This window comes from Glycomyces mayteni, assembly GCF_042428885.1.
In the GTDB taxonomy this organism is placed as follows: domain Bacteria; phylum Actinomycetota; class Actinomycetes; order Mycobacteriales; family Micromonosporaceae; genus Glycomyces; species Glycomyces mayteni.
In genome coordinates this window covers 1,162,619-1,187,945 of record NZ_JBHMBP010000002.1, presented here as the reverse complement: position 1 = coordinate 1,187,945, position 25,327 = coordinate 1,162,619, and the positions used below count along the sequence as shown (strand labels likewise).

Annotated in this window: 25 protein-coding genes; 19 read left to right on the top strand and 6 right to left on the bottom strand. The window is 73.5% G+C overall.

Features of this window, described 5'->3' with window-relative positions; all coding sequences use genetic code 11:
- The first annotated feature begins 34 nt into the window (after positions 1-34).
- Positions 35-715: an NUDIX hydrolase gene (locus ACFFXY_RS12080; RefSeq protein ID WP_382350291.1), complete on the top strand. Its 681-nt coding sequence runs from the start codon at positions 35-37 to the stop codon at positions 713-715.
- A 34-nt stretch (positions 716-749) separates the two neighbouring features.
- Here the strand turns inward: ACFFXY_RS12080 and ACFFXY_RS12075 are convergent, their stop codons facing one another.
- On the bottom strand, positions 750-1,286 hold the full coding sequence (locus ACFFXY_RS12075) for a hypothetical protein (protein ID WP_382350288.1): 537 nt from the start codon (positions 1,284-1,286) through the stop codon (positions 750-752).
- A 30-nt stretch (positions 1,287-1,316) separates the two neighbouring features.
- Positions 1,317-2,222 carry a carbohydrate kinase family protein gene (locus ACFFXY_RS12070; RefSeq protein WP_382350286.1) on the bottom strand — a complete coding sequence of 302 codons (906 nt, stop codon included), beginning with the start codon at positions 2,220-2,222 and terminating at the stop codon, positions 1,317-1,319.
- 136 nt (positions 2,223-2,358) lie between these two features.
- Between ACFFXY_RS12070 and ACFFXY_RS12065 the strand changes: the two genes are divergently transcribed.
- The 6 genes from ACFFXY_RS12065 to ACFFXY_RS12040 all read left to right on the top strand — a co-directional run bounded on the left by ACFFXY_RS12065 (position 2,359) and on the right by ACFFXY_RS12040 (position 8,271).
- Positions 2,359-3,399, top strand: a complete 1,041-nt coding sequence (locus tag ACFFXY_RS12065; protein WP_382350283.1) for a LacI family DNA-binding transcriptional regulator — start codon at positions 2,359-2,361, stop codon at positions 3,397-3,399.
- Positions 3,400-3,441: 42 nt separating this feature from the next.
- Positions 3,442-4,794, top strand: coding sequence for an ABC transporter substrate-binding protein (locus ACFFXY_RS12060; protein WP_382350280.1), 1,353 nt, complete (start codon positions 3,442-3,444; stop codon positions 4,792-4,794).
- Positions 4,795-4,799: 5 nt separating this feature from the next.
- Positions 4,800-5,735 (top strand): carbohydrate ABC transporter permease, encoded by a 936-nt coding sequence (locus ACFFXY_RS12055; protein ID WP_382350277.1) that lies wholly within the window; start codon positions 4,800-4,802, stop codon positions 5,733-5,735.
- Between the two features lies 1 nt (position 5,736).
- Complete coding sequence (locus ACFFXY_RS12050) at positions 5,737-6,564, top strand: carbohydrate ABC transporter permease (protein ID WP_382350274.1); 828 nt, start codon at positions 5,737-5,739, stop codon at positions 6,562-6,564.
- Positions 6,564-7,565, top strand: coding sequence for a zinc-dependent alcohol dehydrogenase family protein (locus ACFFXY_RS12045; RefSeq protein WP_382350271.1), 1,002 nt, complete (start codon positions 6,564-6,566; stop codon positions 7,563-7,565). The genes ACFFXY_RS12050 and ACFFXY_RS12045 overlap by 1 nt, the downstream gene beginning before the upstream one ends.
- Before the next feature lie 79 nt (positions 7,566-7,644).
- The gene (locus ACFFXY_RS12040; RefSeq protein ID WP_382350268.1) at positions 7,645-8,271 is read left to right on the top strand and encodes a dihydrofolate reductase family protein; all 627 of its coding nucleotides are present in this window, start codon (positions 7,645-7,647) and stop codon (positions 8,269-8,271) included.
- Here the strand turns inward: ACFFXY_RS12040 and ACFFXY_RS12035 are convergent.
- Together ACFFXY_RS12035 and ACFFXY_RS12030 are read right to left on the bottom strand one after the other, a co-directional pair.
- Positions 8,258-9,358, bottom strand: a complete 1,101-nt coding sequence (locus tag ACFFXY_RS12035) for an alpha/beta hydrolase (RefSeq protein ID WP_382350265.1) — start codon at positions 9,356-9,358, stop codon at positions 8,258-8,260. The genes ACFFXY_RS12040 and ACFFXY_RS12035 overlap by 14 nt on opposite strands.
- Complete coding sequence (locus tag ACFFXY_RS12030; RefSeq protein WP_382350263.1) at positions 9,355-9,726, bottom strand: DUF6069 family protein; 372 nt, start codon at positions 9,724-9,726, stop codon at positions 9,355-9,357. Before ACFFXY_RS12030 ends, ACFFXY_RS12035 begins: the two co-directional genes overlap by 4 nt.
- Positions 9,727-9,857: 131 nt before the next feature.
- On the opposite strand from ACFFXY_RS12030, the gene ACFFXY_RS12025 reads away from it, so the two are divergent.
- The 10 genes from ACFFXY_RS12025 to ACFFXY_RS11980 all read left to right on the top strand — a co-directional run bounded on the left by ACFFXY_RS12025 (position 9,858) and on the right by ACFFXY_RS11980 (position 17,782).
- Complete coding sequence (locus tag ACFFXY_RS12025; RefSeq protein ID WP_382350260.1) at positions 9,858-10,970, top strand: sensor histidine kinase; 1,113 nt, start codon at positions 9,858-9,860, stop codon at positions 10,968-10,970.
- Entirely contained in the window at positions 10,958-11,611 is a 654-nt protein-coding gene (locus tag ACFFXY_RS12020; protein WP_382350257.1) for a response regulator, read from the top strand. Before ACFFXY_RS12025 ends, ACFFXY_RS12020 begins: the two co-directional genes overlap by 13 nt.
- A gap of 226 nt (positions 11,612-11,837) precedes the next feature.
- Positions 11,838-12,254 (top strand): YbaB/EbfC family nucleoid-associated protein, encoded by a 417-nt coding sequence (locus tag ACFFXY_RS12015; protein WP_382350254.1) that lies wholly within the window; start codon positions 11,838-11,840, stop codon positions 12,252-12,254.
- A complete protein-coding gene (locus ACFFXY_RS12010; RefSeq protein WP_382350251.1) occupies positions 12,254-12,583 on the top strand; it encodes a type VII secretion target in 330 nt (109 codons plus the stop codon). The genes ACFFXY_RS12015 and ACFFXY_RS12010 overlap by 1 nt, the downstream gene beginning before the upstream one ends.
- Positions 12,580-13,305, top strand: a complete 726-nt coding sequence (locus ACFFXY_RS12005; RefSeq protein ID WP_382350248.1) for a WXG100 family type VII secretion target — start codon at positions 12,580-12,582, stop codon at positions 13,303-13,305. Before ACFFXY_RS12010 ends, ACFFXY_RS12005 begins: the two co-directional genes overlap by 4 nt.
- 7 nt (positions 13,306-13,312) lie before the next feature.
- The gene (locus ACFFXY_RS12000) at positions 13,313-14,158 is read left to right on the top strand and encodes a hypothetical protein (protein WP_382350245.1); all 846 of its coding nucleotides are present in this window, start codon (positions 13,313-13,315) and stop codon (positions 14,156-14,158) included.
- 22 nt (positions 14,159-14,180) lie between these two features.
- Positions 14,181-14,726 carry a hypothetical protein gene (locus ACFFXY_RS11995; protein WP_382350242.1) on the top strand — a complete coding sequence of 182 codons (546 nt, stop codon included), beginning with the start codon at positions 14,181-14,183 and terminating at the stop codon, positions 14,724-14,726.
- Between the two features lie 4 nt (positions 14,727-14,730).
- Positions 14,731-15,264: an SUKH-4 family immunity protein gene (locus ACFFXY_RS11990; protein WP_382350239.1), complete on the top strand. Its 534-nt coding sequence runs from the start codon at positions 14,731-14,733 to the stop codon at positions 15,262-15,264.
- 146 nt (positions 15,265-15,410) lie between these two features.
- A complete protein-coding gene (locus ACFFXY_RS11985; RefSeq protein WP_382350236.1) occupies positions 15,411-16,601 on the top strand; it encodes an MFS transporter in 1,191 nt (396 codons plus the stop codon).
- Between the two features lie 80 nt (positions 16,602-16,681).
- Positions 16,682-17,782, top strand: coding sequence for a PP2C family protein-serine/threonine phosphatase (locus ACFFXY_RS11980; protein WP_382350233.1), 1,101 nt, complete (start codon positions 16,682-16,684; stop codon positions 17,780-17,782).
- A 230-nt stretch (positions 17,783-18,012) separates the two neighbouring features.
- Here ACFFXY_RS11980 and ACFFXY_RS11975 read toward each other — a convergent pair whose 3' ends face one another.
- Positions 18,013-19,179: an acetyl-CoA C-acyltransferase gene (locus tag ACFFXY_RS11975; protein WP_382350230.1), complete on the bottom strand. Its 1,167-nt coding sequence runs from the start codon at positions 19,177-19,179 to the stop codon at positions 18,013-18,015.
- Between the two features lie 142 nt (positions 19,180-19,321).
- Here ACFFXY_RS11975 and ACFFXY_RS11970 point away from each other — a divergent pair, with 142 nt between their 5' ends.
- Both ACFFXY_RS11970 and ACFFXY_RS11965 read left to right on the top strand, forming a co-directional pair.
- On the top strand, positions 19,322-21,226 hold the full coding sequence (locus ACFFXY_RS11970; protein WP_382350227.1) for an acetoacetate--CoA ligase: 1,905 nt from the start codon (positions 19,322-19,324) through the stop codon (positions 21,224-21,226).
- Between the two features lie 63 nt (positions 21,227-21,289).
- Positions 21,290-24,610 carry a DUF4132 domain-containing protein gene (locus ACFFXY_RS11965; protein ID WP_382350224.1) on the top strand — a complete coding sequence of 1,107 codons (3,321 nt, stop codon included), beginning with the start codon at positions 21,290-21,292 and terminating at the stop codon, positions 24,608-24,610.
- Here ACFFXY_RS11965 and ACFFXY_RS11960 read toward each other — a convergent pair.
- The gene (locus ACFFXY_RS11960) at positions 24,607-25,317 is read right to left on the bottom strand and encodes a carbon-nitrogen hydrolase family protein (protein WP_382350221.1); all 711 of its coding nucleotides are present in this window, start codon (positions 25,315-25,317) and stop codon (positions 24,607-24,609) included. The genes ACFFXY_RS11965 and ACFFXY_RS11960 overlap by 4 nt on opposite strands.
- Positions 25,318-25,327: the final 10 nt, after the last annotated feature.

Below are 25,327 nucleotides of genomic sequence, written 5' to 3'. Positions count from 1 at the left end.
ATCCACGTGCTAGGTTATCGTCAAGGTGGTGAGAATGACGTATCCGGTGTTCGCGGTCACGGTCGATCTGGTGGTGCTCACGGTCAGGGAGGGCGGTCTGCACGTGCTGCTGGTGCGGCGCGGGATCGAGCCGCACCTCGGCGCGTGGGCGCTGCCCGGCGGGTTCGTGCTCGAAGACGAGGACCTGCCGACCGCCGCGCGGCGGGAGCTGGCGGAGGAGACGGGCCTGGCGGGCGCGGGCGGGCATCTGGAGCAGCTCGCGAGTTACGGTGCGCCCGATCGCGATCCGCGCGGCCGGGTGGTGACCGTGGCGTACCTGGCGCTGCTGCCGGACCTGCCGGTGCCGACGGCGGGCACCGATGCGGCGGAGGCCGAGTGGCGGCCGGTCGGGAAGCTGGGCTTGGCGTTCGACCACGACCGCATCCTGGCCGACGGCGTCGAGCGGGCGCGGTCCAAACTGGAGTACACGCCCCTGGCGGCGGCGTTCTGCCCGCCGGAGTTCACGATCGCGGCGCTGCGGCAGGTCTACGAGGCGGTCTGGGGCGAGTCCCTCGACCCCCGCAACTTCCACCGCAAGGCCACCTCGACCCCCGGCTTCGTCTCCCCCACCGGCGGCTCCACCGAAGGCGGCGCGGGCCGCCCGGCCCGTCTCTACCGCCGCGGCGACGCGACCCTCCTCAACCCCCCGCTCCTGCGCCGCCGTCCCGGGGAGTGACGGTGTCCGCTTCGCAGCGGACACCGCTCGGCGGTTAGCTGATCTGGTAGGAGCCGGCGCGGTTGCTCCAGCCGATGGTGTCGAGGTTGGCGAGGTTGTCGATCCAGGTGGAGGAGGCGCCGGAGAGGGTGACCGAGTCCCAGAGCTTGATGTCGCAGGAGCGGTAGGTGTGGACGGAGCTGGCGCGGTTGCTCCACCCGGCGGCGTCGAGGTAGTCGACGCTGAACTCGACGGGCGAGTAGGCGGCGGTGCAGGTGTAGCTGCCGTCGCCGACGAAGGAGCGGGTGCCGCCCGCAGGGTCGTAGTTGGTGCGGTCGTACAGGGTAATGAGGGTGACCGACTGGATGCCGACCTCGTCGGAGGCGGCGGCGTCCGCGGCGAGGGCGGCCGACTGCGTTGCGGCACAGGTGGTCTCATCGGTGACGAGGTTGACGACGCAGTGGTCGGCGACCGGGGCGGCGGAGGCCGCGGCGGGGGCGAGGGCGACGAGGCCGGCCACGGCGAGGAGCACCGCGAGCAGGGTGCGCTTGCGGGGTGCGGTTGCGCGCTGGTGGTGTGAGTGGTTGCTCATGCGAACAGCGTACTGATTGTGGACGGTTCGTCAAGAGGTGCACGATTCGAGCAGTTCGCGGGTCGGGGGCTCGGCCCCGCGGCGGGTGCAGGTGATCGCGGAGGCGGCCACGGCGGTGTCCAGGACGGTCCCGAGTTCCGCCGATCCCATGCGGCGCAGTGCGTCCCGGTCGCCGAGGAGGCCGAGGGCGTCGAGGCGCCACAGCATCCCGGAGGTGAACGCGTCCCCCGCGCCGACCGTGTCGACGACGGTGATCGGGCGGGCCGGGCAGCGGGCTTCGGCGGCGGCGGTGACCGCGAAGGCGCCCTCGCCGCCGAGGGTCGCCACGACCATCGCCGGGCCGAGGCCGCGCCACCGCTTCACCACGTCCATAGGGGACGAATCGGGGTAGAGCCAGGCCAGGTCCTCGTCGCTGGCCTTGACGACGTCGGCGAGGGCCACGAGGCGCTCGATACGCTCGCGGGCCGCGTCGGGCGCGCCCATGAGGGAGGGGCGCACGTTCGGGTCGAAGCTCACGACGGCGTCGGCGGATGCGAGGAGGGCCTCGACGGCGGTCGCGCCCGGTTCGAGGGCGGTGGCGAGGGAGCCGGTGTGGAGGCAGGTCGTGCCCGGCGGGAGCGCGAGGGGCTGCGTCGGGGCCCAGTCGATGTCGAACTCGTAGCGGGCCGCGCCGCGCTCGTCGAGGACGGCGGTGGCGGTGCTCGTGGGCGCGTCGCTCAGGGACCGGACGGCGACGCCCGCGGCCTCCAGGTGGCCGCGGACGGCCGCGCCGCGCGGGTCGGGGCCGAGCTGGGTGAGCAGGGTCGTGGGCAGGCCCAGGCGCGCGGTGCCGAGCGCGACGTTGGCGGGCGAGCCGCCCGGGTGCTCGGCGGGCGGGGCCGCCGAGCCGGGGGCCCGCACCAGGTCCATCAGGGCTTCGCCGACGACGGTCAACACTGGCTTCCTCCTTGGGTTCTCGCGGTCCGCACCGGAGATTGACTCCGAATGTGAGTCATGCTACTTTCAGGTCTCCGGTGACAACGTTGTCGCCAACGTTGTCACCGATTCTCGCAGACGACCGCGAAGGACCGACATGGCGCGAACGGACGACCCGTCCGACCGGAGGGCACCGACGATCAAGGACGTCGCCCTGCTCGCGGAGGTGGGCATCAAGACCGTCTCGCGCGTCCTCAACGACGAGCCGGGGGTGCGCCCCGAGACCAGGGACCGCATCCTCAAGGCCGTCGAGTCGCTCGGCTACCGGCGCAACGAGATCGCCTCCAGCATCCGCCGCCGCGACCGCCGCACCGCCTCGATCGGGCTCATCGTCGAGGACCTCGCCAACCCCTTCGCCTCCAGCGTCACCCGCGCCATCCAGGACTTCGCCGCCGCGCGCTCGCACCTGGTCCTGGTCGGCTCCAGCGACGGCGACCCCGCTAGGGAGCGCACGCTCGTGCAGGAGTTCGGGTCGCGCCTGGTCGACGGCCTCATCATCGTCCCCTCCGGCGCCGACCAGTCCTACCTGGACTACGAACGGGCGCACGGCGTCCCGGTCGTGTTCGTGGACCGGCCCGGGAAGCGGTTCAAGGCCGACACGGTCGTCTCCGAGAACGCCGGGGGCACCGCCGAGGCCGTGCGGCACCTCGCCGCGCGCGGCCACGAGCGGATCGCGTTCCTCGGCGACCGGCAGTCGGTGTACACCGCCGCGCAGCGCCTCGCGGGCTTCAAGTCCGCGATGGAGGCCCTGCACGGGACGGCCGACAAGCGCTACATCCGCACCGGCCTGCGCGACTCGCGCCAGGCCCACGACGCCGCCGTGGAGGTCTTCGGGCTCGACCCGGCCCCGACCGCCCTCGTGTGCGGCAACAACCTCGCCACGATCGGCGCCGTCCACGCCCTGCAGGAGCTCGGGATACGCGACCGCGTCGCCTGCATCGCGTTCGACGACATCGAACTGGCCGACCTGCTGCGCCCCGCGCTCACCGTGATCGCGCAGGACACCGCCGCACTGGGCGCCGGCGCCGCCCGCCTGCTGTTCGACCGGCTCGACGAGCCGGGCGCCCCGTTCCGCCGGACCACCGTCCCGGTCCGCCTCGTGCCGAGGGAATCCGGGGAGATCCCCGCCTCGGCCTAACCGCATACGCCCTAACCACATCGAGGACGAGGAGGTCCCCCGATGCAACCCTCAGTACGCACCCGATACGCCGTCGCCGCCGGACTCGCGACGGTCATGGCCGCCAGCGCCTGCTCCGGCGCGGGAGGCGGCGGCGACGACGCGAAGACCATCACCATCGCGACGGTCGCCAACCCCCAGATGCAGGACATCGAGCAGCTCTCGTCGGTCTTCGAGGAGGAGACCGGGATCGACGTGCAGTTCGTGATCCTCCCCGAGAACGAGCTGCGCGACAAGGTCACGCAGGACATCGCCACCGAGTCGGGCCAGTACGACATCGTCACGATCGGCACGTACGAGACGCCGATCTGGGCCGAGAACGGCTGGCTCGCACCGCTGGACGAGTACGCGTCCGACCCCGACTACGACGTGGACGACCTGCTCGCGCCGATCCGCGAAGCCGTGACCTACGAGGACGGCCTGTACGCGGTGCCGTTCTACGGCGAGTCGTCGTTCCTGATGTACCGCAAGGACCTGTTCGAGGCCAAGGGCCTCACGATGCCCGCGAATCCGACGTGGACGGAGGTCGCCGACCTCGCCGCGCAGCTGGACGACCCGGAGAACGACGTGGCCGGGATCTGCCTGCGGGGCCTGGCCGGGTGGGGCGAGAACCTCGCGCCGCTGAACACGATCATCCACACGTTCGGGGGCCGCTGGTACGACGAGGACTGGAACGCGCAGCTCACCAGCCCGGAGACCGCCGCGGCCGTGCAGTTCTACGTGGACCTGGTGCGCGACTACGGCGAGGACGGGGCGGCGAACGCCGGGTTCTCGGAGTGCCTGACGGCCACCAGCCAGGGCAATGCGGCCATGTGGTTCGACGCGACCGTGGGCGCCTCGGTCCTGGAGGACCCGGAGTCCTCCGACGCGGCCGGGCTCATGGGGTACGCGCCCGCGCCGGTCATGGAGACCGAGCACTCGGGGTGGCTGTGGGCGTGGAACCTCGCGCTCCCGGAGACCTCGCAGAACAAGGACGCGGCCTGGGAGTTCATGTCCTGGGCGACGTCGAAGGAGTACATCGAACTGGTCGGCGAGGAGCTGGGCTGGACCCGCGTCCCGCCGGGGAGCCGGGCGTCCACGTACGAGATCCCGGAGTACCAGGAGGCGGCCGCGGCCTACGCGCAGCCCACATTGGACCAGATCGCGAACGTGAACGTCACGAAGCCCGGCCTGTACGAGCAGAACTGGGCGGGCGTCCAGTACATCACCATCCCGGAGTTCCAGGACCTCGGGACCAGGGTCGGCCAGGAGGTCTCGGCGGCGATCGCCGGGAACCAGACGGTCGAGGAGGCCCTGGAGAAGGCCCAGCAGTACGCGGAGGAGACCGCGCAAACCGGTGGCTACCAGGGCGGTTGAGGACGATGACCGCCGCCACGACGACCCCGGCCCCGGCGCGCAGGCGCCGCGGGCCGGGCCCGAAGCTCCCGCTCGGCGAGCGCTGGGGCCGCCGCGGACCGCTGCTGCCCGCGCTGCTGCTGGTCCTGGTCCTCACGCAGCTGCCGATGCTGGTGACCGTCTACTACAGCCTCCAGTCGCGGAACCTGCTGCGCCCCGGCGAGACCGCCTTCGCCGGGCTCGGCAACTACGCGGCCGTCCTCGGCGACGCGCACTTCAGGGGCGCCGTGCTCAACACGGTGGTCCTGACGGCGAGCGTAGTGCTGCTGGCGATGGCCCTGGGGACCGCGCTCGCGGTGCTCCTGGACCAGAAGTTCCTGGGCCGCAACGTGGTCCGGACGCTGCTGATCACGCCGTTCCTGGTCATGCCCGCCGCGGCGGCGCTGATCTGGAAGCACGCGATGTTCAACCCGCTGTTCGGGGTCCTCAACTGGGCCCTGTCGCCGTTCGGGGTCGAGCGGATCGACTGGGTCTCCGAGCACCCGATGTTCTCGCTGGTCCTCATGCTGACGTGGCAGTGGACGCCGTTCATGATGCTCATCGTGCTCGCCGGGCTCCAGAGCCAGGACCCGGAGATCCTGGAGGCGGCGAGAGTGGACGGGGCGAACGCGCTCCAGACGTTCCAGCGGATCACCTTCCCGCACCTGCGGCGCTTCATCGAGCTGGGGCTGCTGCTGGGGTCGATCTTCATCGTGAACACGTTCGACCCGATCTACCTCATCACGCAGGGCGGGCCGGGCCAGGCCACCACGAACCTGCCGTACTTCATCTACCAGGTGACCTTCCGCGCCTTCGAGGTCGGCGAGGCGGCCGCGGCGGGCGTCGTGGTCGTGTTCTGCACGATCCTCATCGCCACGTTCGCGCTGCGGGTCATCTCCAGCCTGTTCCGAGAGGAGCGCTGAGATGTCCGCGAAGCGATCCCGCCGCAAGGGGAGCGTCCTGGTCGGCGTGCTCGCCTGGGCCGCGGCCCTGGTGTTCTTCTTCCCGGTGCTGTGGATGTTCGTCTCGGGCTTCAAGCAGGAGGCCCAGGCGAGCACCGACCCGCCGACGTTCCTGTTCACGCCCACACTGGACCAGTTCGAGGCGATCCTCGGGCGCGACTTCACCCCGTACCTGCTCAACTCGCTCATGGCGTCGATCGGCTCGACGCTGCTGGTGCTCGCGCTGGCGACGCCCGCGGCGTACGCGTTGTCGCTGCGGCCGGTCCCCGGCTGGCGCGACTCGCTGTTCTTCTTCATCTCCACGCGGATGATGCCGCCCGCGGCGATCATCCTGCCGCTGTACATCATCGCGAACAACGCGGGCGTGCTCGACAACGTCACGATGCTCGCGCTGGTGTACACGGCGATGAACCTGCCGATCGCGGTGTGGATGATCCGCTCGTTCCTGCTGGAGCTGCCGACGGCGGTCCTGGAGGCCGCGAAGATCGACGGCGCGGGGTTCTTCACGGAGGTGCGGCGGATCATCCTCCCGATGATCGCGCCGGGCCTGGCCGCGACCGCGCTGATCTGCTTCATCTTCGCGTGGAACGAGTTCTTCTTCGCCGTGAGCCTCACCTCGACCCGGGCGGCCACCGTGCCGGTGTTCCTGACCGGGTTCATCACCAGCGAGGGCCTGTTCCTCGCCCGTCTGTCCGCCGCCGCGACCATGGCCGCGCTGCCGGTGATCCTCGCAGGGTGGATCGCGCAGAAGTGGCTCGTCCGCGGCCTGACCATGGGAGCCGTGAAGTAATGCGCGCCGTCGTCATCGAGAAGCCCGGAACGATCAACACGACCACTGTGGAGGACCCGTCGCCGGGTCCGCGGGACGTGGTGCTGGAGGTGTCGGGCGTCGGCATCTGCGGCACCGACCTCCATGTGCTGGACGGGGACCTGGAGGGCTCGGAGTACCCGATCGTCCCCGGGCACGAGTTCGCGGGGACCGTCGTCGCGACGGGTTCGGCGGTCGCCGGGCTCGCCGTGGGCGACCGGGTCGCCGTGGACCCGAACCTGTTCTGTGGAGAGTGCCACTACTGCCGGATCGGGCGCGGGAACCTCTGCGAGCGGTACAACGCCATGGGGGTCATCAGGACCGCCGGGGCGACCGCGGAGTTCTGCGCGGTCCCGGAGGGGAACTGCTACCCGGTCCCCGAGGGCGTGGCGCTGGAGCACGCGCCGCTCATCGAGCCGCTGTCGTGCGCCGTCCACGGCTTCGACCTGCTGCCGGGGCGGGTCGGGGAGCACTACCTCGTGTACGGCGCGGGCACCATGGGCCTCATGATGGCCCAGCTCGCGCGGTTCGCGGGCGCGGCGAGCGTGGAGGTCGTCGACATCAACGCCGACCGCCTCGGCGTCGCCGAGCGCCTCGCCGCCGACCGCACCGCGACCTCGGCCGACGACCTCGACCGGCCCGAGGGCTGGGAGGTCGTCATCGACTGCACCGGCGCGGTCCCCGCGATCGAGGACGGCCTCACCCGGGTCCGCAAGGGCGGGACGTTCCAGGTCTTCGGGGTCGCCCCCGAGCAGGCCGCGGCCTCGTTCTCGCCGTTCCGGGTCTACAAGGACGAGATCACCGTCGTGGGCTCGATGGCCGTGCTGCACAGCTTCGGCCGGGCCGTGGAGCTCATGGCGCGCAAGGTGATCGACCCCGAGGTGATGATCAGCCACTCGTTCGGGCTCGACGGGTACGCCGACGCGGTCGAGCAGTTCCGCCGCGGGGAGGGCCGCAAACTCCAGATCCGCCCCGGGGCCTGACCCGATGGACAACGCGGCCCCGTATTGACAGGATCGGTACGGGGCCGCACCGGTGCGGCCCGGGAGCAGAGGAGCCGCCATGTCACTCGCCCGCGTCCACAACTTCTCGGTGTCCCTCGACGGGTTCGGCACCGGGGAGGGCATCAGCCGCGACGCCTACTTCGGACACGCCGGGGAGCGCCTGCACGAGTGGATGTTCGCCACCGCCTGGGCGGTGGAGGGCGGCGGCGGCGGTGTGGACGACGCGTTCGTGCGCCGCCACGACCAGGGCTTCGGCGCCGAGATCATGGGCGCCGGGAAGTTCGGGTTCCCCGGGTGGCACGAGGACCCCGACTGGAGGGGCGCGTGGGGGCCGAACCCGCCGTTCCACTCCCCCGTGTTCGTCCTGACCCACCACGTGCGGCCCCCGATCGAGATGGAGGGCGGCACGACCTTCCACTTCACCGACGCCGCCCCCGCCGAGGCGCTCGCGACCGCGAAGGACGCCGCGGGCGGCGAGGACGTGCGGATCGGCGGCGGGGCCACCGTGATCCGCGAGTTCCTCGCCGCCGGGCTCATCGACTACATGCACGTGGCGGTCGTGCCGATCGTCCTCGGGCGCGGCGTGCGCCTGTGGGACGGGCTCGAAGCGCTGGAGCGGGACTTCACGATCGAGGCGACGTCGAGCCCGTCGGGCGTCACGCACCTGACGTTCACGCGGGCCTAGCGGTCGCGGAGACGGCCGCGGTCGCGAACTCCTCGACCGCGTCCACGACCGCCTCGAAGCGCGGGGAGTGGAACAGGTCGAAGCCGTGGTGCGCGCCGGGCAGCTCCGCGTAGGCGACCCGGCCGGTCACCGCTCGCAGGTCCGCGGCGAAGCGGCGCACGTCCGCGACGTGGACGAGCGTGTCGTGGTCGCCGTGGACCACCAGGAACGGCGGGGCGTCCGCACGGGCGCGGTCCAGCGGGGCCGAGCCGGGCTCGTTCCCGAAGTAGCGGCCCCAGTAGCCGTTCAGGCCCACGACCGCGGCCACCGTCGTGTCCACGTCCTCGAAGCCCGGCTGGAACCGCGGGTCGTTCGGGGTGAGCGCGGCCAGCGCGGACATGTGGGCGCCCGCGGAGGACCCGGAGAGGACGATGCGGTCGGGGTCGGCGCCCCACTCGCGGCCGTGCTCTCGGATCCAGGCGATGACGCGCTTGACGTCGGTGACGTGGTCCTCGTAGCCCGCGTCGGGGCGGAGCCGGTAGTTGGCGCTGACGCAGACCCAGCCGTCGGCGGCGAGGCGGTGCAGGAGCGGGCGGGACTGGGTGTTCTTGCGGCCCATCTCGTAGTGGCCGCCGTGGAAGTGGACGAGGACGGGCGCGCCGGTCGGGTGCGAGCGGTGCCGGTAGAGGTCGAGGAGGTTGCGCTTCCCGGCGGGGCCGTAGGCGAGGTCCGCGGTGCGCTCGACGGTGCGGGGGCGGATCGCGAAGGGGCCGAGCAGGCGGGCGAGGGGCGTGCGGCGCGGGGTGTAGGCCGCGCCGAGGGACTTGCGGAGCGCGTGCGGGGTGCGGAAGCCGCGCCAGGCGGTGAGGGCGACGCAGGCCCCGGCGAGGACGGCGGCCGCGAGGGCGACCGGGTTCGCGAGGTCGCCTTGGGCGAGCGCGAGGGCGGTGTCGGCGGTGAAGAACGCGATCATGACGAGCGGGAGTTCGTTGACGGCCAGGCAGATGAAGTACCAGACCGTGCCGAGGCGCTCGGGCAGGCGGGGGACGGGGACCGCGGGGAGGGCGAGGACGGCGAGTCCGATCAGGTAGCCCCAGGGGATGCTCATCGGCGCGCCATCCCGGTGATGACGACCGCGCCGACGGCGAGGTGCATGCACAGGAGGCTGACGACGGCGGCGGCGCCGGCCGCGCCGAGGGGGCCGAGGAGCGAGAGGGCGAGGAAGGCGACCGCGACGACCGTCCAGATGCGGGCGCCGCGGGCGGCGGCGCGTTCGAGGACCGCGAGGAGGCCCCACCCGGCGAACCCGGCGATGAGGGCGGCGGCGGCGACGAGGCCCGGACCGACGTGGAGGTCGGCGTCCCCTTGCGGGACGGTGAGGTCCACTCCGGCGAGGGGGGCGGCGACGGCCCAGACGATGAGGGCGGCGGCCGCGGCGGCGATGACGACGAGGAGTCGGCGGGCGTTGCTGTTCATGCCGGGAAGTCTCGCCCGGCGGGGGCCCCGGCCGCATCGGTCCGGTGGCCGCGCGGGTCCCTGCGGAGGGACGGGGCGCCTCCTACTTTCGTAGGTGACGGCCCGGCCGCGGCGGTGGCTAGCATGTGCCGGTGATCTATCGCCGTGCTCCCCGACCCGTCGAGATCGTCGCCATGACCGCGGGCGTGGGGGCGCTGACCGCGCTGTCGCTGCTGTCGCAGCCCTCGCTGGGGCCCCTGGAGTACGCGGTCGCGGTGCTCGCGTGGGCGTCGGCGGTGGTGCAGGTGTGGCGGCCGGTGGGCGGGGCGCTCGCGGCCACGGTGCTCGCGGTGCTGTCGCCGATGGCGACGACCGCGGCGACCGTGGGGGCGCTCCAGACGGCGTGGCGGACCCGGTTCCGCACGGCCGTGGCGGTGTCGCTCGCGGGGATCGGGGCGCACCTGCTCCAGTGGGTCTGGCATCCCAACGCGGCCTTGGACTTCAAGTGGTGGGCGCTGCTGGTCGCGGCGGTGTACGGGGCGCTGCTGGGGTGGGGGACGCTGGCGCGCTCGCACCGGGACCTGGTGATCTCGCTGCGGGAGCGGGCCCGGCGCGCGGAGGCCGAGCAGGGGCGGCGGGTCGCCGAGGCGCGGGCCGCGGAGCGGCGGGGCCTGGCGCGGGAGATGCACGACGTGCTCGCGAACCGCCTGTCGCTGGTCGCGACGCACGCGGGCGCGCTGGAGTTCCGGCCCGACGCGCCGCCGGAGAAGATCGCGCTCGCCGCGGGGGTGGTGCGCGACGGCGTCCACCAGGCCCTCGAAGAGCTGCGGGAGGTCATCGGGCTGCTGCGCGAGGACGAGGGCGTCTCGGGGGTGCAGCCGACGCTGGCGGACCTGGACGGGCTGCTCGCGGACGCGCGGGGGGCCGGGCAGGTCGTGGAGGCCGCCGACGGCCTCGGCGGCGCGGCGCCTCCGGACACGGTGGGGCGCACGGCCTTCCGGGTGGTCCAGGAGGGGTTGACGAACGCGCGCAAGCACGCGGCCGGGCTGCCGGTCGCGGTGTCGCTAGAGGGCGCTCCGGGCGGGGAGCTGGTGATCGCGGTCGTCAACCCGCTGCCGGAGGCGGGGACCGGTCCGGCGGTGCCCGGGAGCGGCCTGGGCCTGGTGGGGCTGACCGAGCGGGTGCGGCTGGCGGGCGGATCGCTCGACCACGAGGCGACGGGCGGGAGGTTCGCGCTGCGGGCCCGGCTACCATGGCCGACGTGATCCGCGTGCTCCTGGTCGACGACGACGCCCTGGTCCGGGCCGGGCTGTCCATGATGCTCGACGGCGTCGGCGACATCCGGGTGGTCGGCGAGGCGGGCGACGGGCGCGAGGCGCTCACCGCGTTCGAGGCCCACTCCCCCGACGTGGTCCTCATGGACCTCCAGATGCCGCACGTCGGCGGCATCGAGGCCACGAAGCGGCTGCGCGAGCGGCCGAACGCGCCGGAAGTGGTGGTGCTGACCACGTTCGACACCGACGAGAACATCCTCCACGCGCTGCGCGCGGGCGCCAGCGGATACCTCCTCAAGGACACCCCGCCGGCCCGGATCGCCGAGGCCGTCGCGAAGGTCGCGGCCGGGGAGCCGATCCTGTCGCCGCGGATCACCCGGCGGCTCATGGAGCGCACGCTGACCCAGGCGGGCACGTACGAGCGGGCCAAGGAGCAGCTGGCGGCGCTGACGCCCCGCGAGCGCGACGTGGCCGTGGGGATCGGGTACGGCGAGTCGAACGCGGAGATCGCCGGGAACCTCGACATGAGCGTCACGACGGTGAAGTCGCACGTCTCCAGCATCCTCACCAAGCTCGGCCTCGACAACCGGACGCAGATCGCGCTCCTCGCGCACGACGCCGACCTGGTCTGAGCCCCGCCCCGAATCGGTTCGTCCAAAAGGGTGAGTCGGCATCGTCTGAACGGCTGGTTTCGGGCGATCGGGCGGTACGCGAGTCCACCTGTACCGGATCTGTCCCTTGTGCCCTCCGGAGCGTGCGGAAACGGAGGAACCGGCGGCGGCCCGGCTGGCATATCGTCCAATGAGGGGCCCGCCCGTTCACTCGCCGCCGAGTGAAGCCCCTGGTCAAGGAGACGCCATGGACAACCCCCTCCTCAGCCTGGACCCCGAGGACGCGATGCGGCGCGTCGAGGACTGGAAGGCGCGGGCCGACGCCCTCGCGGCGAACGCGCTCGCCGCGAGCGAGCGGCTGCAGGCGCTCACCGCGACCGCCTCCGACGACAACGGGACCGTCACCATCACCGTGGACGCCGACGGCATCATGACGAAGATCGAACTGTCGCACCGGGTCCAGAAGCAGTCCGCGCACTTCACCGAGGACGCCGTCATGGAGGTCTACCGGGCCGCGCAGGCGAAGCTCGCCGAAGCCGCCAAGGAGGTCGTCGCCGACAGCGTCGGGCCCGGGTCCGCCACCGGGAGGGCCCTCATGGCCGGGTACGAGCGGCGCCTCGAACGCCTCGACGAGCCCGGGGAGCACCGGGAGGAGCGGCGCTGATGGGCGAACTCAAGGTGCAGGTCGACGAGCTGCACACCCACGCGGTGCACCTGCGGGGCATCCACGAGCGGTTCCAGGCCGTGCAGGACGCGAGCGCGCACCTCTCCGGCGGCGAGGACGCGTACGGCGCGCTGTGCGCGTTCTTCCCCGCGATCCTCAAGGAACGCCATGAGGCGCAGGAGGAACTGGTGCGCGAGATCGCCTTCAACGTCGCCTCCCTCGCGGGCGCGGTCTCGGATACCGCCGACGAGTACGAGGCGGCCGACGAGCAGAACGCCAGCTTCTTCAAGGCCGTCAACAGCTCGACCGCGGGGCCGGTGCAGCCGTGAACGACGCGAACCCGCTCATCGCCACCAAGGACGACATCGACCCGACGCAGCAGCGGAGCATCCTCACCGGGCTCTCGGTCGCCGAGGACGTCCACGACCTCACCGTCCAGATCCTCGGCGGCCAGTGGGTCGCCGCCGGGCTGACGCTCACCAGCGGGGCCCTGAACCTGGCGTCGTTCGCGATCGACCCGTTCGGGAGCCTCGCTTCGATGGGCGTGGAGTGGGCCATGGAGCAGGTCCAGCCGCTCAAGGAGGCGCTCGACGCGGTCACCGGCGACCCCGAGGTGATCGAGACGCACGCGATCACCTGGGACAACACGGCCAGGGAGCTCGCCTCGATCGGCGACGACCTCAAGTCCAGCGCCGAAGCGGACATCACCGGGTGGCACGACACGGCCGCCGAGGCGTACCGGGCGATGGTCGCCGAGAACATCGACGTCCTCTACGGCGCCAGCGGGACCGCCGAGGCCATGGGGGCGGCGACCCGCGGCGCGGGGGCCCTGGTCCAGACCGTGCGGGAGCTGGTGCGCGGGTTCATCGCCGACTGCATCGGGCGGCTGTGCATGTGGATCGCCGAGGAGGTCTTCACGCTCGGCCTGGCGACGCCCGTGGTCATGGCGCAGGCGACCGCCGCGATCGTCAAGTGGGTCGCCCGCGTCTTCGGGTGGCTGACGCTCCTGGTGACCAGCCTGATGAACCTCCGCGCACTCCTCGACGGGTAGGTCCGACATGCGCCGACTGCTGCTCCTCGCCTTCGTCCTCGCACTGGGACTGCACAAGCGGCCGCGCGCGCCGCACGCGAACACCCCGCACGGCGCCAACGGGAAGCGCCCCAAAGGCGGCGACGCCGACGTCGAGGCCCGGCGGCGCAAGGGCGCGGGGACCGACGCCGACCCCGCGCGGCGCAGCCGCCACGCGGCGGGCGCGACGGTGCGGGCCCGGCAGGCGAGCCTGAAGAAGGCGGCCACCGGGTCCACCGCCCGGCCCAAGGCCCCGGGCGCGCCGAAGGGCCCCGACCGGCTCCCGCCGGGCCGGACCCGCAAGGACGCCAAGGGGAAGGACATCACCCTCGACCCCAACCGCGTGAAGAAGGCCCCGAACTACACGAGCGGGTTCGCCCAGGACCTCCCCAAGCCCGTGAAGGACCCGAAGACCGGGAAGTGGACGGTCACCCTGCGCATGCACGAGGGCTGGGACCGCTCGGACTTCGAGGCGAAGGCCAACCACCTCAAGAACCTCGGCGACGAGGGAAAGCTCGTCAAGACCCCCGACACGAGCGACCTGCGCACCGACAAGACCGACACGTGGCGCGCGGGCAAGGAGCGCGAGGCGTTCGAGCAGGCCACCGACCAGGCCGACCTCGACCGGCGGCTCGCCGAACTCGACGGGCAGCAGGTCGACCACGCGCAGGACCTCCAGCTCGGCGGCGCCGACAGCCCCGACAACATGTGGGGCATCGACGCGGCCACCAACCACGGCATGGGCGGGCAGCTGCGGCAGCAGCTCGCGCAGGTCCCGAACGGCGAGCAGATCCAGATCAACGTCGTCCACGACAAGTACAGTCCGAAGCGGTGAGCGGGGAGGTCCGATGGGTCACGTGGAGTCGATGCGAGCGAAGATCGCCGGGCTGCGCGGCGACGGCGCCGTCACGGCCCTGGCGCGCCGCTGGGAGGACGACGCGGGGCGGCGCAACGCGCCGCCGCTGGCCCTCGGCGAGCCCGTCGCGCTCGCAGGCGCGTACCCGGGGGGCCTCGCCGACCTGTACCTGGCGGCGGGCCCGGCCCGGTTCGGGGAGATCCTGTTCCTGCCGGAGTCCGCGTTCGCCCCGATGGACGCGATCGACGCCTACGGGGAGCCGATCGACGACCGCAGGCGCCTGCGCATCGGCGACGTCGGCGAGGACGCCGTGCTCCTCGACCTCGACTCCGGGGCCGTGATCGTCTACTGGTTCAACTACTTCGAGCGCGGCTGGGACTCCGGCGTGCTCGTCGAGCGCGCCTCGGCCGCCGAGTTCGCCGACACCGTGGCGATGGGCCCGGGGTACGCCGGTCTCCACGGCCCGAAGGAGCGCCAGCGCACCGCCTGGTGGGACGAGGACCCGTGGTTCGCGTACCTGCGCGAGACCGGCCTCGCCGGGGAGTAGCGGCATGCGCGACCAGCGGGAGTACGTGCGGGCCTGGGGCCCGGACAACGTGGTCCGGTTCCCGCGGAGCCGGTGGATGCGCGAGTTCGCCGCGCCCGCCGCGTCCTACCCGGACACCGACCTGATCCCGGTGAACATGTCCTCGGTGTTCACCTCGTACCTGACGGGCCGGTACGCGCTCTACGACGACATGGACCTCAAGCGCGGCTCGGGCGGCACGGTGCAGGTGGTCGTCGTCGGCGCAGTCCCGGCCGACCCGGAGGCGTCCCTGTTCTGCTTCGACACGGCGACCGGGCGGATCGTCATGCTCGGCGTCAGGACCGGCACCCTCGAACTCGTCAACGCCAGCTTCAAGTCCCTCAGCGAGTTCCTGTTCCGGTTCGCGCAGTTCGTGGACGAGGACACCGGCCGCGCGGGCCGGGCCCGCCGCGCCGCGGTCCTGCGCTCCAAGCTCGCGCGCGTCGACCCCGACGCGTTCGCCGACCCCGGCTCGTGGTGGTCGGCGACGTTCACGCAGCTGGAGTACCGCGTCCGCTGAGCCGTTCCGGGCGGTGGGAAAACGGCTCGGAGACCGCCGGGCCGCTGGAGTAGGCTTCCGACGGCCCCGCCGGCGCCTCACGGCCGGGCCCGCTCCCCCATGCCCGCGGCACGGCCGTGCCGCCCCCCGTGAACGAGGTGCCACCCATGTCAGGACCGTCCACGTCGGCCTTCGGCGACCGGAGGTCGACGGCGGCGCTCGTCGCGCTCGCCGTCGCCGCGTTCTGCTACGTCACCGCCGAGACCGCGCCCGTCGGGCTCCTCGGCGAGATGGCCGGCGACCTCGACGTGTCGCTGTCGCAGATCGGGCTGCTCGTCACCGGCTACAGCGTCACCGTCGCGGTCGTCACGCTCCCCCTGGTCAAGCTGGTGGCGAAGGTCCCGCGGCGACCGCTCCTGCTCGCGCTCATGGCCGTCATGGTCCTCGCCACCGCCGCCTCGGCCGCCGCCACCCAGTACGAGCTGCTGTTCGCCGCCCGGATCGCGACGGCCCTCAGCCAGGCCGTGTTCTGGGGCGTCGTGGGCCCCGTCGCCGCCGGGATGTTCCCCGTCCACGTGCGCGGCCGCGTCCTCGCCGTGGTCTACACCGGCGGTTCCATCGGCCCGATGCTCGGCGTGCCCGCCGCGACCTGGCTCGGCCAGCGCGCCGGATGGCAGGCCGCGTTCCTCGCGCTGGCGGCCATGGGCCTCGTGGCGCTCGGCACGCTGTTCGCGGCGCTCCCGGCGCGGCCGACGCGCAACGAGCACGCCGGGCGCGGCACGGTCCCCGACGCGCGGCGGTTCGCGCTGGTCCTGCTGACGACGGTGCTGTCGGTGGCCGGGTTCTTCGCGGTGTACACGTACACCTCGGAGGTGATCACCGCGGTCGCGGGCATGTCGGCGGCGATGCTCGGGCCGCTGCTGCTGGTGCGCGGCGTCGCGGACTTCGGGGGGATCGCGGCGGGCGGGGTCCTGTCGGACCGGTCGCAGCGGCTCGCCGTGGTGCTGCCGCTGGTGCTGCTGACGGCGGTCTTCGCGGCGATGTGGCTGTTCGGGGCGAGCGCGTGGGTCACCGGCGGCGCGATCGTCCTGACGGGCCTGTCGATGGGCATGTTCAGCCCGGCGCTCCAGAACCGGGTCATGGAGTTCGCGCCGGGGAGCACGGACACGGCGTCGGCGGCGAACTCGGTGGCGTTCAACGTCGGGATCGCGCTCGGGTCCTCGCTCGGGGGCCTGACGCTGGTGCACGGCGGCGCGGGGTCGATCGCGCTGACGGGGGCGGTGTTCGCCGCGGCGGCGGTGGTCACGGGCCTGGTCACGACCGAGCCCGCGCGGGCGAGGGCGGCGGCCGCGGTCTGAGGCGCTTTCGGCGAGTGCGCTCCGCGCGCGCCCAGCCTCGGCGATGATCGAGCCAGATCACTCGCGGAACGGAGGCCGGGATGGAGCGGCTGCCGCAGATGCTCACGCTGCGCAGGACCGTCGGTCTGGCGTGGCTGCGGGCGCTGCCGCTCGTCCTGGTGATCGTCATGGTCCCGGTGGAGCTGGCGACCTCGTCGGTGCACCTGTGGACGTTGATCGCGGCGCTGCCGCCGCTCGCGGCGCTGGTCAACGGGCCGCGGACGACTGTGGTCGTCGCGGTGACCGCGTTCCTGGCGTGCGCGGCGCTGAACTGGTCGCGCATCAGCGGCGGCGTCGCGGACGGGTACTCGGAGATGGTGCCGGTGGTGCTTATTGGGGCGACGAGCGTGGTGATCGCGGTGCTGCGCGACCGGGTGATCGCGAGTCTCATCAACGTGAACGCGGTGTCGGAGGCGGCGCAGCGGGCGCTCCTGCCGGACCTGCCACGGCGGGTGGGGCGGCTCGACTGCGCGGCGCGGTACCGGGCCGCGGTGGCCGACAGCCGCCTCGGCGGGGACTTCTTCGACCTGCTGGACACGCAGTGGGGCGTGCGGGCGGTGCTGGGGGACGTGTCGGGGCACGGGCTGGGCGCGGTGGCGACGATGGCGGCGCTGCTCGGGTCGTTCCGCGAGGGGGCCTTGGACGACGTGGACCTGAACGCGCTGAGCGTGCGCATGGAGCGGCGGATGCTCATGTGCAACGAGCGGCGCGGCGGGTGGACCGAGGAGTTCGCGACGGCGCTGCTCATGGCGTTCGGGCGGGACGGGTGCACCGTGGAGGTCCGCAGCTTCGGGCACCATCCGCCGCTGCTGGTCCGCGGCGGCGAGGTGGAGGCGCTGTCGCTGACGCCCGCGCCGCCGCTGGGCCTGGTCGGCGAGATGAACGTGGCGGCCCGGTCGGTGGGCCGGGCCCTGCACCCCGGGGACCTGCTGGTGGCGTTCACCGACGGGGTGGTGGAGGCCCGCGACCGCGCGGGCGGCATGTACCCGTTCGAGCGGCGGCTGCGCGACCGGGCCGGGGCCGAGCCGTTCGCGAACGCGGCGGCGGTCGTGGAGTTCCTGTTCGCGGACTTGGAGACGCACGGGTTCCGCCTCACCGACGACACCGCGGTCCTGGTGGTCGGCGTCCGCCGCGGACCCTGACGCCCGTCGGCGCGGTGACGCCGACAGCCGCGCTGCTGCGACTCATCGGGCCGGGGGCGGCGCCGTAGCCGCGCGCCTGCCCGGAGGCCGTCGAGGAGGCGACGCAGACGGCGTGTTCGTGGAGCGGACGCTCGGTCCGCTCCCGGACTGCGGCCGCAGGCGCGGCACCGGCCTCGCGGGGGCCCTGGCAGCTCGCGCTCCGGGTCCACCGCGTGTTCGGGTCGCCCTGACTACCTGCGGCGCAGCACGACCGCGTCGCCCTGGCCGCCGCCGCCGCAGAGCCCGGCGGCGCCGATCGCGCCGCTGGGGAGCTGGCGCGAGAGGGTCTGCACGAGCCGCGCGCCGGAGGCCCCGAGCGGGTGGCCGAGGGCGATGGCCCCGCCGTCGCGGTTGACGCGCTCGGGGTCGATCCCGAGCTCGCCGACGGAGGCGAGGGCCACGGCGGCGAACGCCTCGTTGATCTCCACGGCCTCGAAGTCGGCGACGGCGACCCCGGCCTGCGCGGCGGCGGCCCCGATCGCGTGGGAGGGCTGGAGGAGCAGCGAGTTGTCGGGGCCCGCGACGGTGGCGTACGCGAGGATCTCGGACTCCCAGTCGAGGCCGAGGCGCTCGGCGTTGGCGCGGGTGGTGAGGACGAGCGCGACGGCGCCGTCGTTCATCGGGGAGGAGTTCCCGGCGGTCAGCGACCCGTCGGCGGTGAACGCGGGGCGCAGCCCGGCGAGGCCGTCGAGGGTGGTCTGCGGGCGCGGGCCCTCGTCGGCGTCCACGACGGCCTTGCCGGTGTCCACTGGGGTGATCTCGGCGCTCCGCGCGTCGGTCCCCTTGGCGGCCTTCTGCTGCGAGGAGAGCGCGAACGCGTCCTGGTCGGCGCGGGCGATGCCGAGGCGCTGGGCGTGGCGCTCGGTGGACTCGCCCATGGAGACGCCGTCGTAGGCGTCGGTGAGGCCGTCGAACGCGGCGTGGTCGAGCATCGTGACGTCGCCGTATTTGAAGCCGCGGCGCGAGCCTGGCAGCAGGTGCGGGGCGCGGGTCATGGACTCCATGCCCCCGGCGACGACGAATTCGCATGCGCCCGTGCGCAGGAGCGCGTCGGCGAGGCCGACGGCGGTCATGCCGGAGAGGCAGACCTTGTTGACCGAGAGGCTCGGCACGTGCATCGGAATGCCCGCGGCGACGGCGGCCTGGCGGGCGGGGTTCTGGCCGCACCCGGCGGGGAGCACGTGGCCGAGGACCACCTGCCCGATGCGGGCGGGGTCGACGCCGGAGCGTTCGAGGGCGGCGCGGATCGCGGCCCCGGCCAGCGCGGTGGCGGGGACGTCGGCGAGACTCCCGCCGAAGCGCCCGATCGGGGTGCGTGCGGCGGCGAGGATGACGGTGGATTCTTGGTGGATACCCATGGGCCGATCTTAGGGGCCCGGGGCGGCCGGGTCCATGGTTCGGGTCGCCGTGCGGGCGGGCGGCGGTGTGCGGCGGGCCCCCGCTGCGGCGCGGACCCGCGTCGGGGAGACACTGGCACAGTCCGAGACGAAGGAGGACGGTGTGACCGGTGAGGTGCTCTGGCGGCCCGGTGCTGACGGGACCGCGAACATCGAGGTGTTCGCCGAGTGGCTCGGCGCGCGGGCGGGGACGGACCTGACGGCGTACGGGGACCTGTGGCGGTGCTCGGTGGAGCGGCCGGGCCTGTTCTGGGGCGGGGTGTGGGAGCACTTCGGGCTCGGCGGGCCGGTCGCGGAGGACCGGGTGCTGCCCTCCCCGGGGATGCCGGGCGCGGTGTGGTTCCCCGACGAGCGGTTGAACTACGCGGAGGCGGTGCTCGCGGCCCCGGGCATGGGCGCGGGCGACGCCGCGGTCCTGGCGTACTCGGACACGCGCGGGCCGTTCGAGTGGACGCTCGCCGAGCTGCGGGAGGCGGTCGCGCGGCTGCGCGCGGGCCTGCTCGCGGCCGGGGTCGGGCGCGGGGACCGGGTCGCGGCGTGGATGCCGAACGTGCCCGAGACGTGCGCGCTCATGCTCGCGTCCGCGTCGATCGGCGCGGTGTTCTCCTCGTGCGCGCCGGAGTTCGGGGCGCGGGCGGTCGTGGACCGGCTCAAGCAGGTCGAGCCCGCGATCCTGTTCGTCACCGACGGGTACCGCTACGGCGCCAAGACGATCCGGCGGGACCAGGAGGTCGCGCAGGTCGTCGCGGAGCTGGGGACCGCCGAGGTGGTGACGTTCTCCTATCTGGACGAGGGGTTCGCGGTCGGCGAGCGGTGGGAGGACTTCGGGGCCCCGGGTGAACTGGCGTTCGAGCCGGTGCCGTTCGACCATCCGCTCTACATCCTGTACTCGTCGGGGACGACGGGCCTGCCGAAGGCGATCGTCCACGGCCACGGCGGGATCGCGCTCGAACACGCGAAGATGCACGGCCTGCACCACGACCTCGGCCCCGGCGACCGGTTCTTCTGGTACTCCACGACCGGCTGGATGATGTGGAACTACCTGGCGTCGGCGCCGCTCGTGGGCGCGTCGGTGGTCCTGTTCGACGGCGCGCCGGACCCCGAGGGCCTGTGGCGGCTCGCGGAGGAGTCCGGGGCGACCTACTTCGGGACGAGCGCGCCGTTCCTCATGGCCTGCCGCGACCGCGGCGTCGTGCCGAAGGACGTCGCGGACCTCAAGCGGCTCAAGGGGATCGGCTCGACGGGAGCGCCGCTCCCGGCGGCCGGGTTCGACTACGTGCACGAGTCGGTCTCGGCGACCGCGCAGCTCCAGTCCCTGTCGGGGGGCACGGACCTGTGCACCGGGTTCGTCGGCGGCGCACCGAACGTGCCGGTCTGGCGCGGCGAGCTGTCGTGCCGGTGCCTCGGCGCGGACGTGCAGTCGTACGCGCCCGACGGGACCCCCGGGACCGGCCGGGAGGGCGAGCTCGTGATCGCCTCGCCGATGCCGTCGATGCCCGTGGGGCTGTGGGGGGACCGCGAGAACGAGCGGTACCGGGACACCTACTTCGACCGGTACCCGGGCGTGTGGCGGCACGGCGACTGGATCACGATCACCGAGCGCGGCTCGGCGGTCATCTCGGGGCGCAGCGACGCCACCTTGAACCGCGGCGGCGTGCGCATGGGCACCGCCGAGTTCTACTCCGTGGTGGAGGCCGTCCCCGGCGTCACCGACTCGCTCGTGGTCCACCTGGACGAGGAGGACCGGCTGCTCGTGTTCGTCGAGGCGAGCGTGGAGGTGGACGCGGACCTCAAGCGCGCCATCGCGACCGCGATCCGCACCGAGCTGTCCCCGCGGCACCTGCCCGACGAGGTGATCGCCGTCGCGAAGATCCCGCGGACCGTGACCGGCAAGAAGATCGAGGTCCCCGTCAAGCGCATCCTGCAAGGCGTCCCGGTCGAGCAGGCCGTGGCCCCGGGGGCGCTCGCCGATCCCGCCGCGCTGCAAGCGTTCGTGCCGCAAAGCTGAGGTCGCCGCTGTTCGAGCGACCGGCCGGGAGGAATGTCGGCCGGTCGCTTTAGGCTGCACGGCATGACGAATCCCCCCAGCGAAGACCGGCTCGTGCTGCCCCCGAAGTGGCAGCGCCACGTGATGCCGCGCCGCGGCCGGGGCGACGCGGCGCCGGTGCGGCTCGACCCCGATGCGCCCCAGGCGATCCAGAAGCGCATCGCCGACAACTGGGCGCACATCGAGCAGGGGATCGGCGAGAACGCCAAGTACGCCGACGCGATCCGCGAGCACCTCAAGGGCCGGTTCGACCCGGTCGGCGCGGCCGCGCTCATGCACCTCATGGACGCCGACGGGAAGCAGACCGTCCCCGCGGCCGAGCGGCTCCGGCACCTCGACGCGTGGGTCGCCGCGCACGGCCTCGGCTTCGCGGCCGCGGCCGTGATGGAGTCCGCGCTGGTCTACAACGGCTCCTACGCCCAGGACGACCGGTCGGTCTTCAACGCGCGCTTGGGCACGTACCTCCGCTGGGACGAGCCGAAGGGCTGGAGGAACGCCGAGCCCGCGGCCCACCGCGTCCGGGCGCTGCTGGCCGCCGCGGACGAGGAGGGGTACCGGGTCGCCGTCGACACCGTGGCGCAGTTCCGGACCGACCCGGCGCGGCTCGTCGGCGCGGCCCTGCTCATGCCGACCGAGGCCGCGTGGGTCGAGGCCGCCGTCCCCGAGATGACCGGGTACTTCGAGCACCGCCGCGCCGACGACTGGATGGCCTGGCACATCGCCGCCGACCCCCGCGACTACCACTTGACGCGGCTCCGCGGCCTCTCGGACGCCGACGAGCGGAGCCTCGCCCCGCTCCTCGCGGGCGTCGGCAGCGCCGCACTCCCGGCCCTGACCGGGCGACTCGACGGGTGGTTCGACCGCCTCTCGAAGCCCGCCCGCGCGGCCCTGATGACCGCGATCGGCCTGCTCCCCGACGACGAGGCCGCCGCGCGGCTCATCGAACGGCTCCACCTGCCCGGCGCGCTCCCCGTGGCCATGGCGACCGCCGAGCGGTTCCCGCACCGGACCCTCCGGACCGTCGCGCGCTGCGCCGAGGACGCCGACGGCGAACGGCGGCAGCGACTCGGCGGCCTCGTCGGGTCCTCGGAGGCGATGCGGAACGCCCTGGAGGCCGCCGATCCCGAGACCCGCGACGCGGTCACCGCGCTCCTGTCCACCGGCGACCGCGTCCCGGAGGCTCCCGTCGACGCGCTGCCGCCGCTGCTGGCCTCGCCGCCGTGGAGGGCCAAGCGGCCCAAGCCGGTCGTCGTGGCGGGGCTGGCGCCGTCGCTGGAGACCGCGGTCGTGTGGGCCGACGAGGCCGAGCAGCGCCGCTGGGCCGCCCTCCGCGAGGAGGACGGCGACGGCGGCATGGACGAGCAGGAGGTGCAGCGGCTCCTGGCCCGCCTTGAGAAGAACGGGAAGCTCGACCAGCCGCTGCTGTTCCTCGCCTGGGCGCGGACCGACGCCGCCGAGACGCTCCTCGACCGCTGGGACGGCCAGGCCCGGGACGTGTACCTCGTCGAGCTCCAGCGGATGCTCGCCCGCTTCGGCGCCCGCGTGGCCGACCGGATCGTGCCGCTCGTCAAAGGCCGCGCCGCCGTGGCAGAAGCGCTCGTGCCGGTCCGCAGCCTGGAGGCCGCGCGCCTCGCCGCAGAGTGGATCTCGAAGTCGAAGACCCTGGCGCCCATCGCGAAGCAGTGGCTCTCACGCCACGCCGAGGCCGCCCCGCTCCTGCTGATCCCCGACGCGCTCGGCGCCGACAAGCCCGCGCGCAAGGCCGCCACCGCGGCCCTGCGCCACCTCGTCGCCGAGCACGGGGCCGAACCCGTCGCGGCCGCCGCGAAGACGTACGGCGAGGCCGCCGCGGACGCGATCGGCGCGCTCATCGCCACCGACCCGCTCGACCCCCTCGACGCGACGGTCCCCAAGCAGCCCGCCTGGGCCGCGACCGCGCTCCTCCCGCAACTGCTCCTCAAGGGACGCGAGGCGGCGCTGCCCGCCGAGTCCGTCGCGCACGTGCTCACCGTGCTCGCCCTCGACTCCCCCGAAATCCCGTACGCCGGGGTCGGCGTCGTCGCCGACGCCTGCGACCCCGAGTCGCTCACCGCGTTCTCGTGGGCCGTGTTCGAGCTGTGGACGGCCGCCGGGGCGCCCGCGAAGGACTCGTGGGCGTTCTCGCAGCTCGCGCACTTCGCCGACGACGGCACCGTGGCGAGGCTCGAAGCGCTCATCCGGCGCTGGCCCGGCCAGGGCCAGCACAAGCGGGCCGTCGAGGGCCTGGAACGCCTGGGGGCCATCGGGACCGAGATATCACTGCGGGCCCTCCACGCGATCTCCCGCAAGGTGGAGTTCCGGCCGCTGAAGAAGGAGGCCGGACGCCAGATCGACCTCGTCGCCGCGCGGCTGGGCCTCAGCCCCGAGCAGCTCGCCGACCGGCTCGTGCCGGACTTCGGGCTGGACGGCGACCTCGTCCTCGACTACGGGCCGCGGTGGTTCGCCGTGGGCTTCGACGAGCGGCTGGTCCCGTTCGCGGTCGACTCACAGGGCAAGCGCCTGGCGCGGCTCCCCAAGCCCGGCAAGGAGGACGACCCGGCGAAGGCCGAGCCGGCGTACCAGCGGTTCGCGCAGTTGAAGAAGGACGTGCGGAAGGTCGCCGCGGAGCAGGTGCGGCGGCTCGAACGCGCCATGGCCGCGCAGCGGACCTGGACCGTGCCGCAGTTCCTGGAGTTCTTCGCCGACCACCCGCTCCTGCGCCACCTCGCGCGGCGGCTGGTGTGGGAGGCCGTCGCCGGGGAAACGGTGCTGGCGTTCCGGATCGCCGAGGACGAGACCTTCGCGGACGTCGACGACGAGACCGCGGTGCTGCCCGGGGACGCCGCGGTGAGGATCGCGCACCCGGCGGCCCTCGACCGGCTCGCCGACTGGACCCAGGTGTTCGCCGACTACGAAGTGCTGCAACCGTTCGAGCAGCTCGGCCGCCCGGTCCTGGCGTTCACCGAGGAGGAGCTGCGCACGGGCCGCCTGGAGCGGTTCGCGGGCAGGGGCATCAGCGTCGGGCGCGTGCTCGCGCTGACGAAGACCGGCTGGTTCACCGGCCCGGCGGACAGCATGTGGGTCGAGCCGGGCGTGCACCTGGCGCTGCCCGGCGGCGGGTACGTGGTGTTGGTCCTGGAGAAGGGCTTCGACGCCTACCTGGGGACCGTGAGCGCCGACCAGCCCGACCAGGCGGTGCGCGCGGTGTACCTGTCGTCCACCGTCGACTACGGCGCGGACGCGCCGCGGGAGCACCCGACCGCGATCGACGCGGTGACGGCCTCGGAGGTGCTGCGGACCCTCGACCGGTACACGGTCCGGGGCTAGGCCAGGGTCGCGGTGACGATGCGGCCCGGCCTCTCGTCGGCCCGGGCGACGACCTCGCCGTCCGGGCCCCACACCGCCGACCCGCCGGAGGCGTCGGGGTAGTCGCTGCCCGGACCCGCGAAGCAGGCCATGGCGACCCACACGCCGTAGTCGGCGGCCAGCGCCGGGATGCGGGCGTCGCGCCGGACCGCGCCCTCCTCGTCGTGGAGGTTGCCGCCGACGTACGCGTCGATGCCGAGCGCGGCCGTGGCCTCGATGTGCGCGTCGATCGCGAAGTCGCGGCAGATGGACAGCCCCAGGCGCCAGCCGTCCACTTCCAGGACCGCGGGCGCGGACCCGGCGGTGAAGCGCTCGGTCTCGGGACCGCCGGGGAACATCTTGCGGTACAGGGGCTCCGGGCCGTCGGCGTCGAAGCGGACCATCGTGATGTGCTCCTCGCCGTCCTCGGCGAGCGGGGCTCCGACGAGGGCGATCGACCCGGTCTCGGCGCACGCCTCGGTGATCGCGCCGAGCGACGGGTCCTCAAGGGACACTGTGGGGGCGGCCATGGCGTAGGACGAGAGGGACAGCTCGGGGAAGACCACGACGCGGGCCCCGGCCGCCCGGATCGCCTCGGCGTGCGCGGCGGCGTTGCCTGCGACGTCGCCGGGGCGCAGGTCGGGCTGGGCGAGCGCGATGGTCAGGGGCGGGCGGGAGGCGGTGTCCATGCGCCCGACT

Bases quoted from the DNA above. Each gene is read 5' to 3' on its own strand.
- ACFFXY_RS12080 (WP_382350291.1), top strand. From the start codon at position 35: ATGACGTATCCGGTGTTCGCGGTCACGGTCGATCTGGTGGTGCTCACG.
- ACFFXY_RS12075 (WP_382350288.1), bottom strand. From the start codon at position 1,286: ATGAGCAACCACTCACACCACCAGCGCGCAACCGCACCCCGCAAGCGC.
- ACFFXY_RS12065 (WP_382350283.1), top strand. From the start codon at position 2,359: ATGGCGCGAACGGACGACCCGTCCGACCGGAGGGCACCGACGATCAAG.
- ACFFXY_RS12060 (WP_382350280.1), top strand. From the start codon at position 3,442: ATGCAACCCTCAGTACGCACCCGATACGCCGTCGCCGCCGGACTCGCG.
- ACFFXY_RS12055 (WP_382350277.1), top strand. From the start codon at position 4,800: ATGACCGCCGCCACGACGACCCCGGCCCCGGCGCGCAGGCGCCGCGGG.
- ACFFXY_RS12050 (WP_382350274.1), top strand. From the start codon at position 5,737: ATGTCCGCGAAGCGATCCCGCCGCAAGGGGAGCGTCCTGGTCGGCGTG.
- ACFFXY_RS12045 (WP_382350271.1), top strand. From the start codon at position 6,564: ATGCGCGCCGTCGTCATCGAGAAGCCCGGAACGATCAACACGACCACT.
- ACFFXY_RS12040 (WP_382350268.1), top strand. From the start codon at position 7,645: ATGTCACTCGCCCGCGTCCACAACTTCTCGGTGTCCCTCGACGGGTTC.
- ACFFXY_RS12035 (WP_382350265.1), bottom strand. From the start codon at position 9,358: ATGAGCATCCCCTGGGGCTACCTGATCGGACTCGCCGTCCTCGCCCTC.
- ACFFXY_RS12030 (WP_382350263.1), bottom strand. From the start codon at position 9,726: ATGAACAGCAACGCCCGCCGACTCCTCGTCGTCATCGCCGCCGCGGCC.
- ACFFXY_RS12020 (WP_382350257.1), top strand. From the start codon at position 10,958: ATGGCCGACGTGATCCGCGTGCTCCTGGTCGACGACGACGCCCTGGTC.
- ACFFXY_RS12015 (WP_382350254.1), top strand. From the start codon at position 11,838: ATGGACAACCCCCTCCTCAGCCTGGACCCCGAGGACGCGATGCGGCGC.
- ACFFXY_RS12010 (WP_382350251.1), top strand. From the start codon at position 12,254: ATGGGCGAACTCAAGGTGCAGGTCGACGAGCTGCACACCCACGCGGTG.
- ACFFXY_RS12000 (WP_382350245.1), top strand. From the start codon at position 13,313: ATGCGCCGACTGCTGCTCCTCGCCTTCGTCCTCGCACTGGGACTGCAC.
- ACFFXY_RS11990 (WP_382350239.1), top strand. From the start codon at position 14,731: ATGCGCGACCAGCGGGAGTACGTGCGGGCCTGGGGCCCGGACAACGTG.
- ACFFXY_RS11985 (WP_382350236.1), top strand. From the start codon at position 15,411: ATGTCAGGACCGTCCACGTCGGCCTTCGGCGACCGGAGGTCGACGGCG.
- ACFFXY_RS11980 (WP_382350233.1), top strand. From the start codon at position 16,682: ATGGAGCGGCTGCCGCAGATGCTCACGCTGCGCAGGACCGTCGGTCTG.
- ACFFXY_RS11975 (WP_382350230.1), bottom strand. From the start codon at position 19,179: ATGGGTATCCACCAAGAATCCACCGTCATCCTCGCCGCCGCACGCACC.
- ACFFXY_RS11965 (WP_382350224.1), top strand. From the start codon at position 21,290: ATGACGAATCCCCCCAGCGAAGACCGGCTCGTGCTGCCCCCGAAGTGG.
- ACFFXY_RS11960 (WP_382350221.1), bottom strand. From the start codon at position 25,317: ATGGACACCGCCTCCCGCCCGCCCCTGACCATCGCGCTCGCCCAGCCC.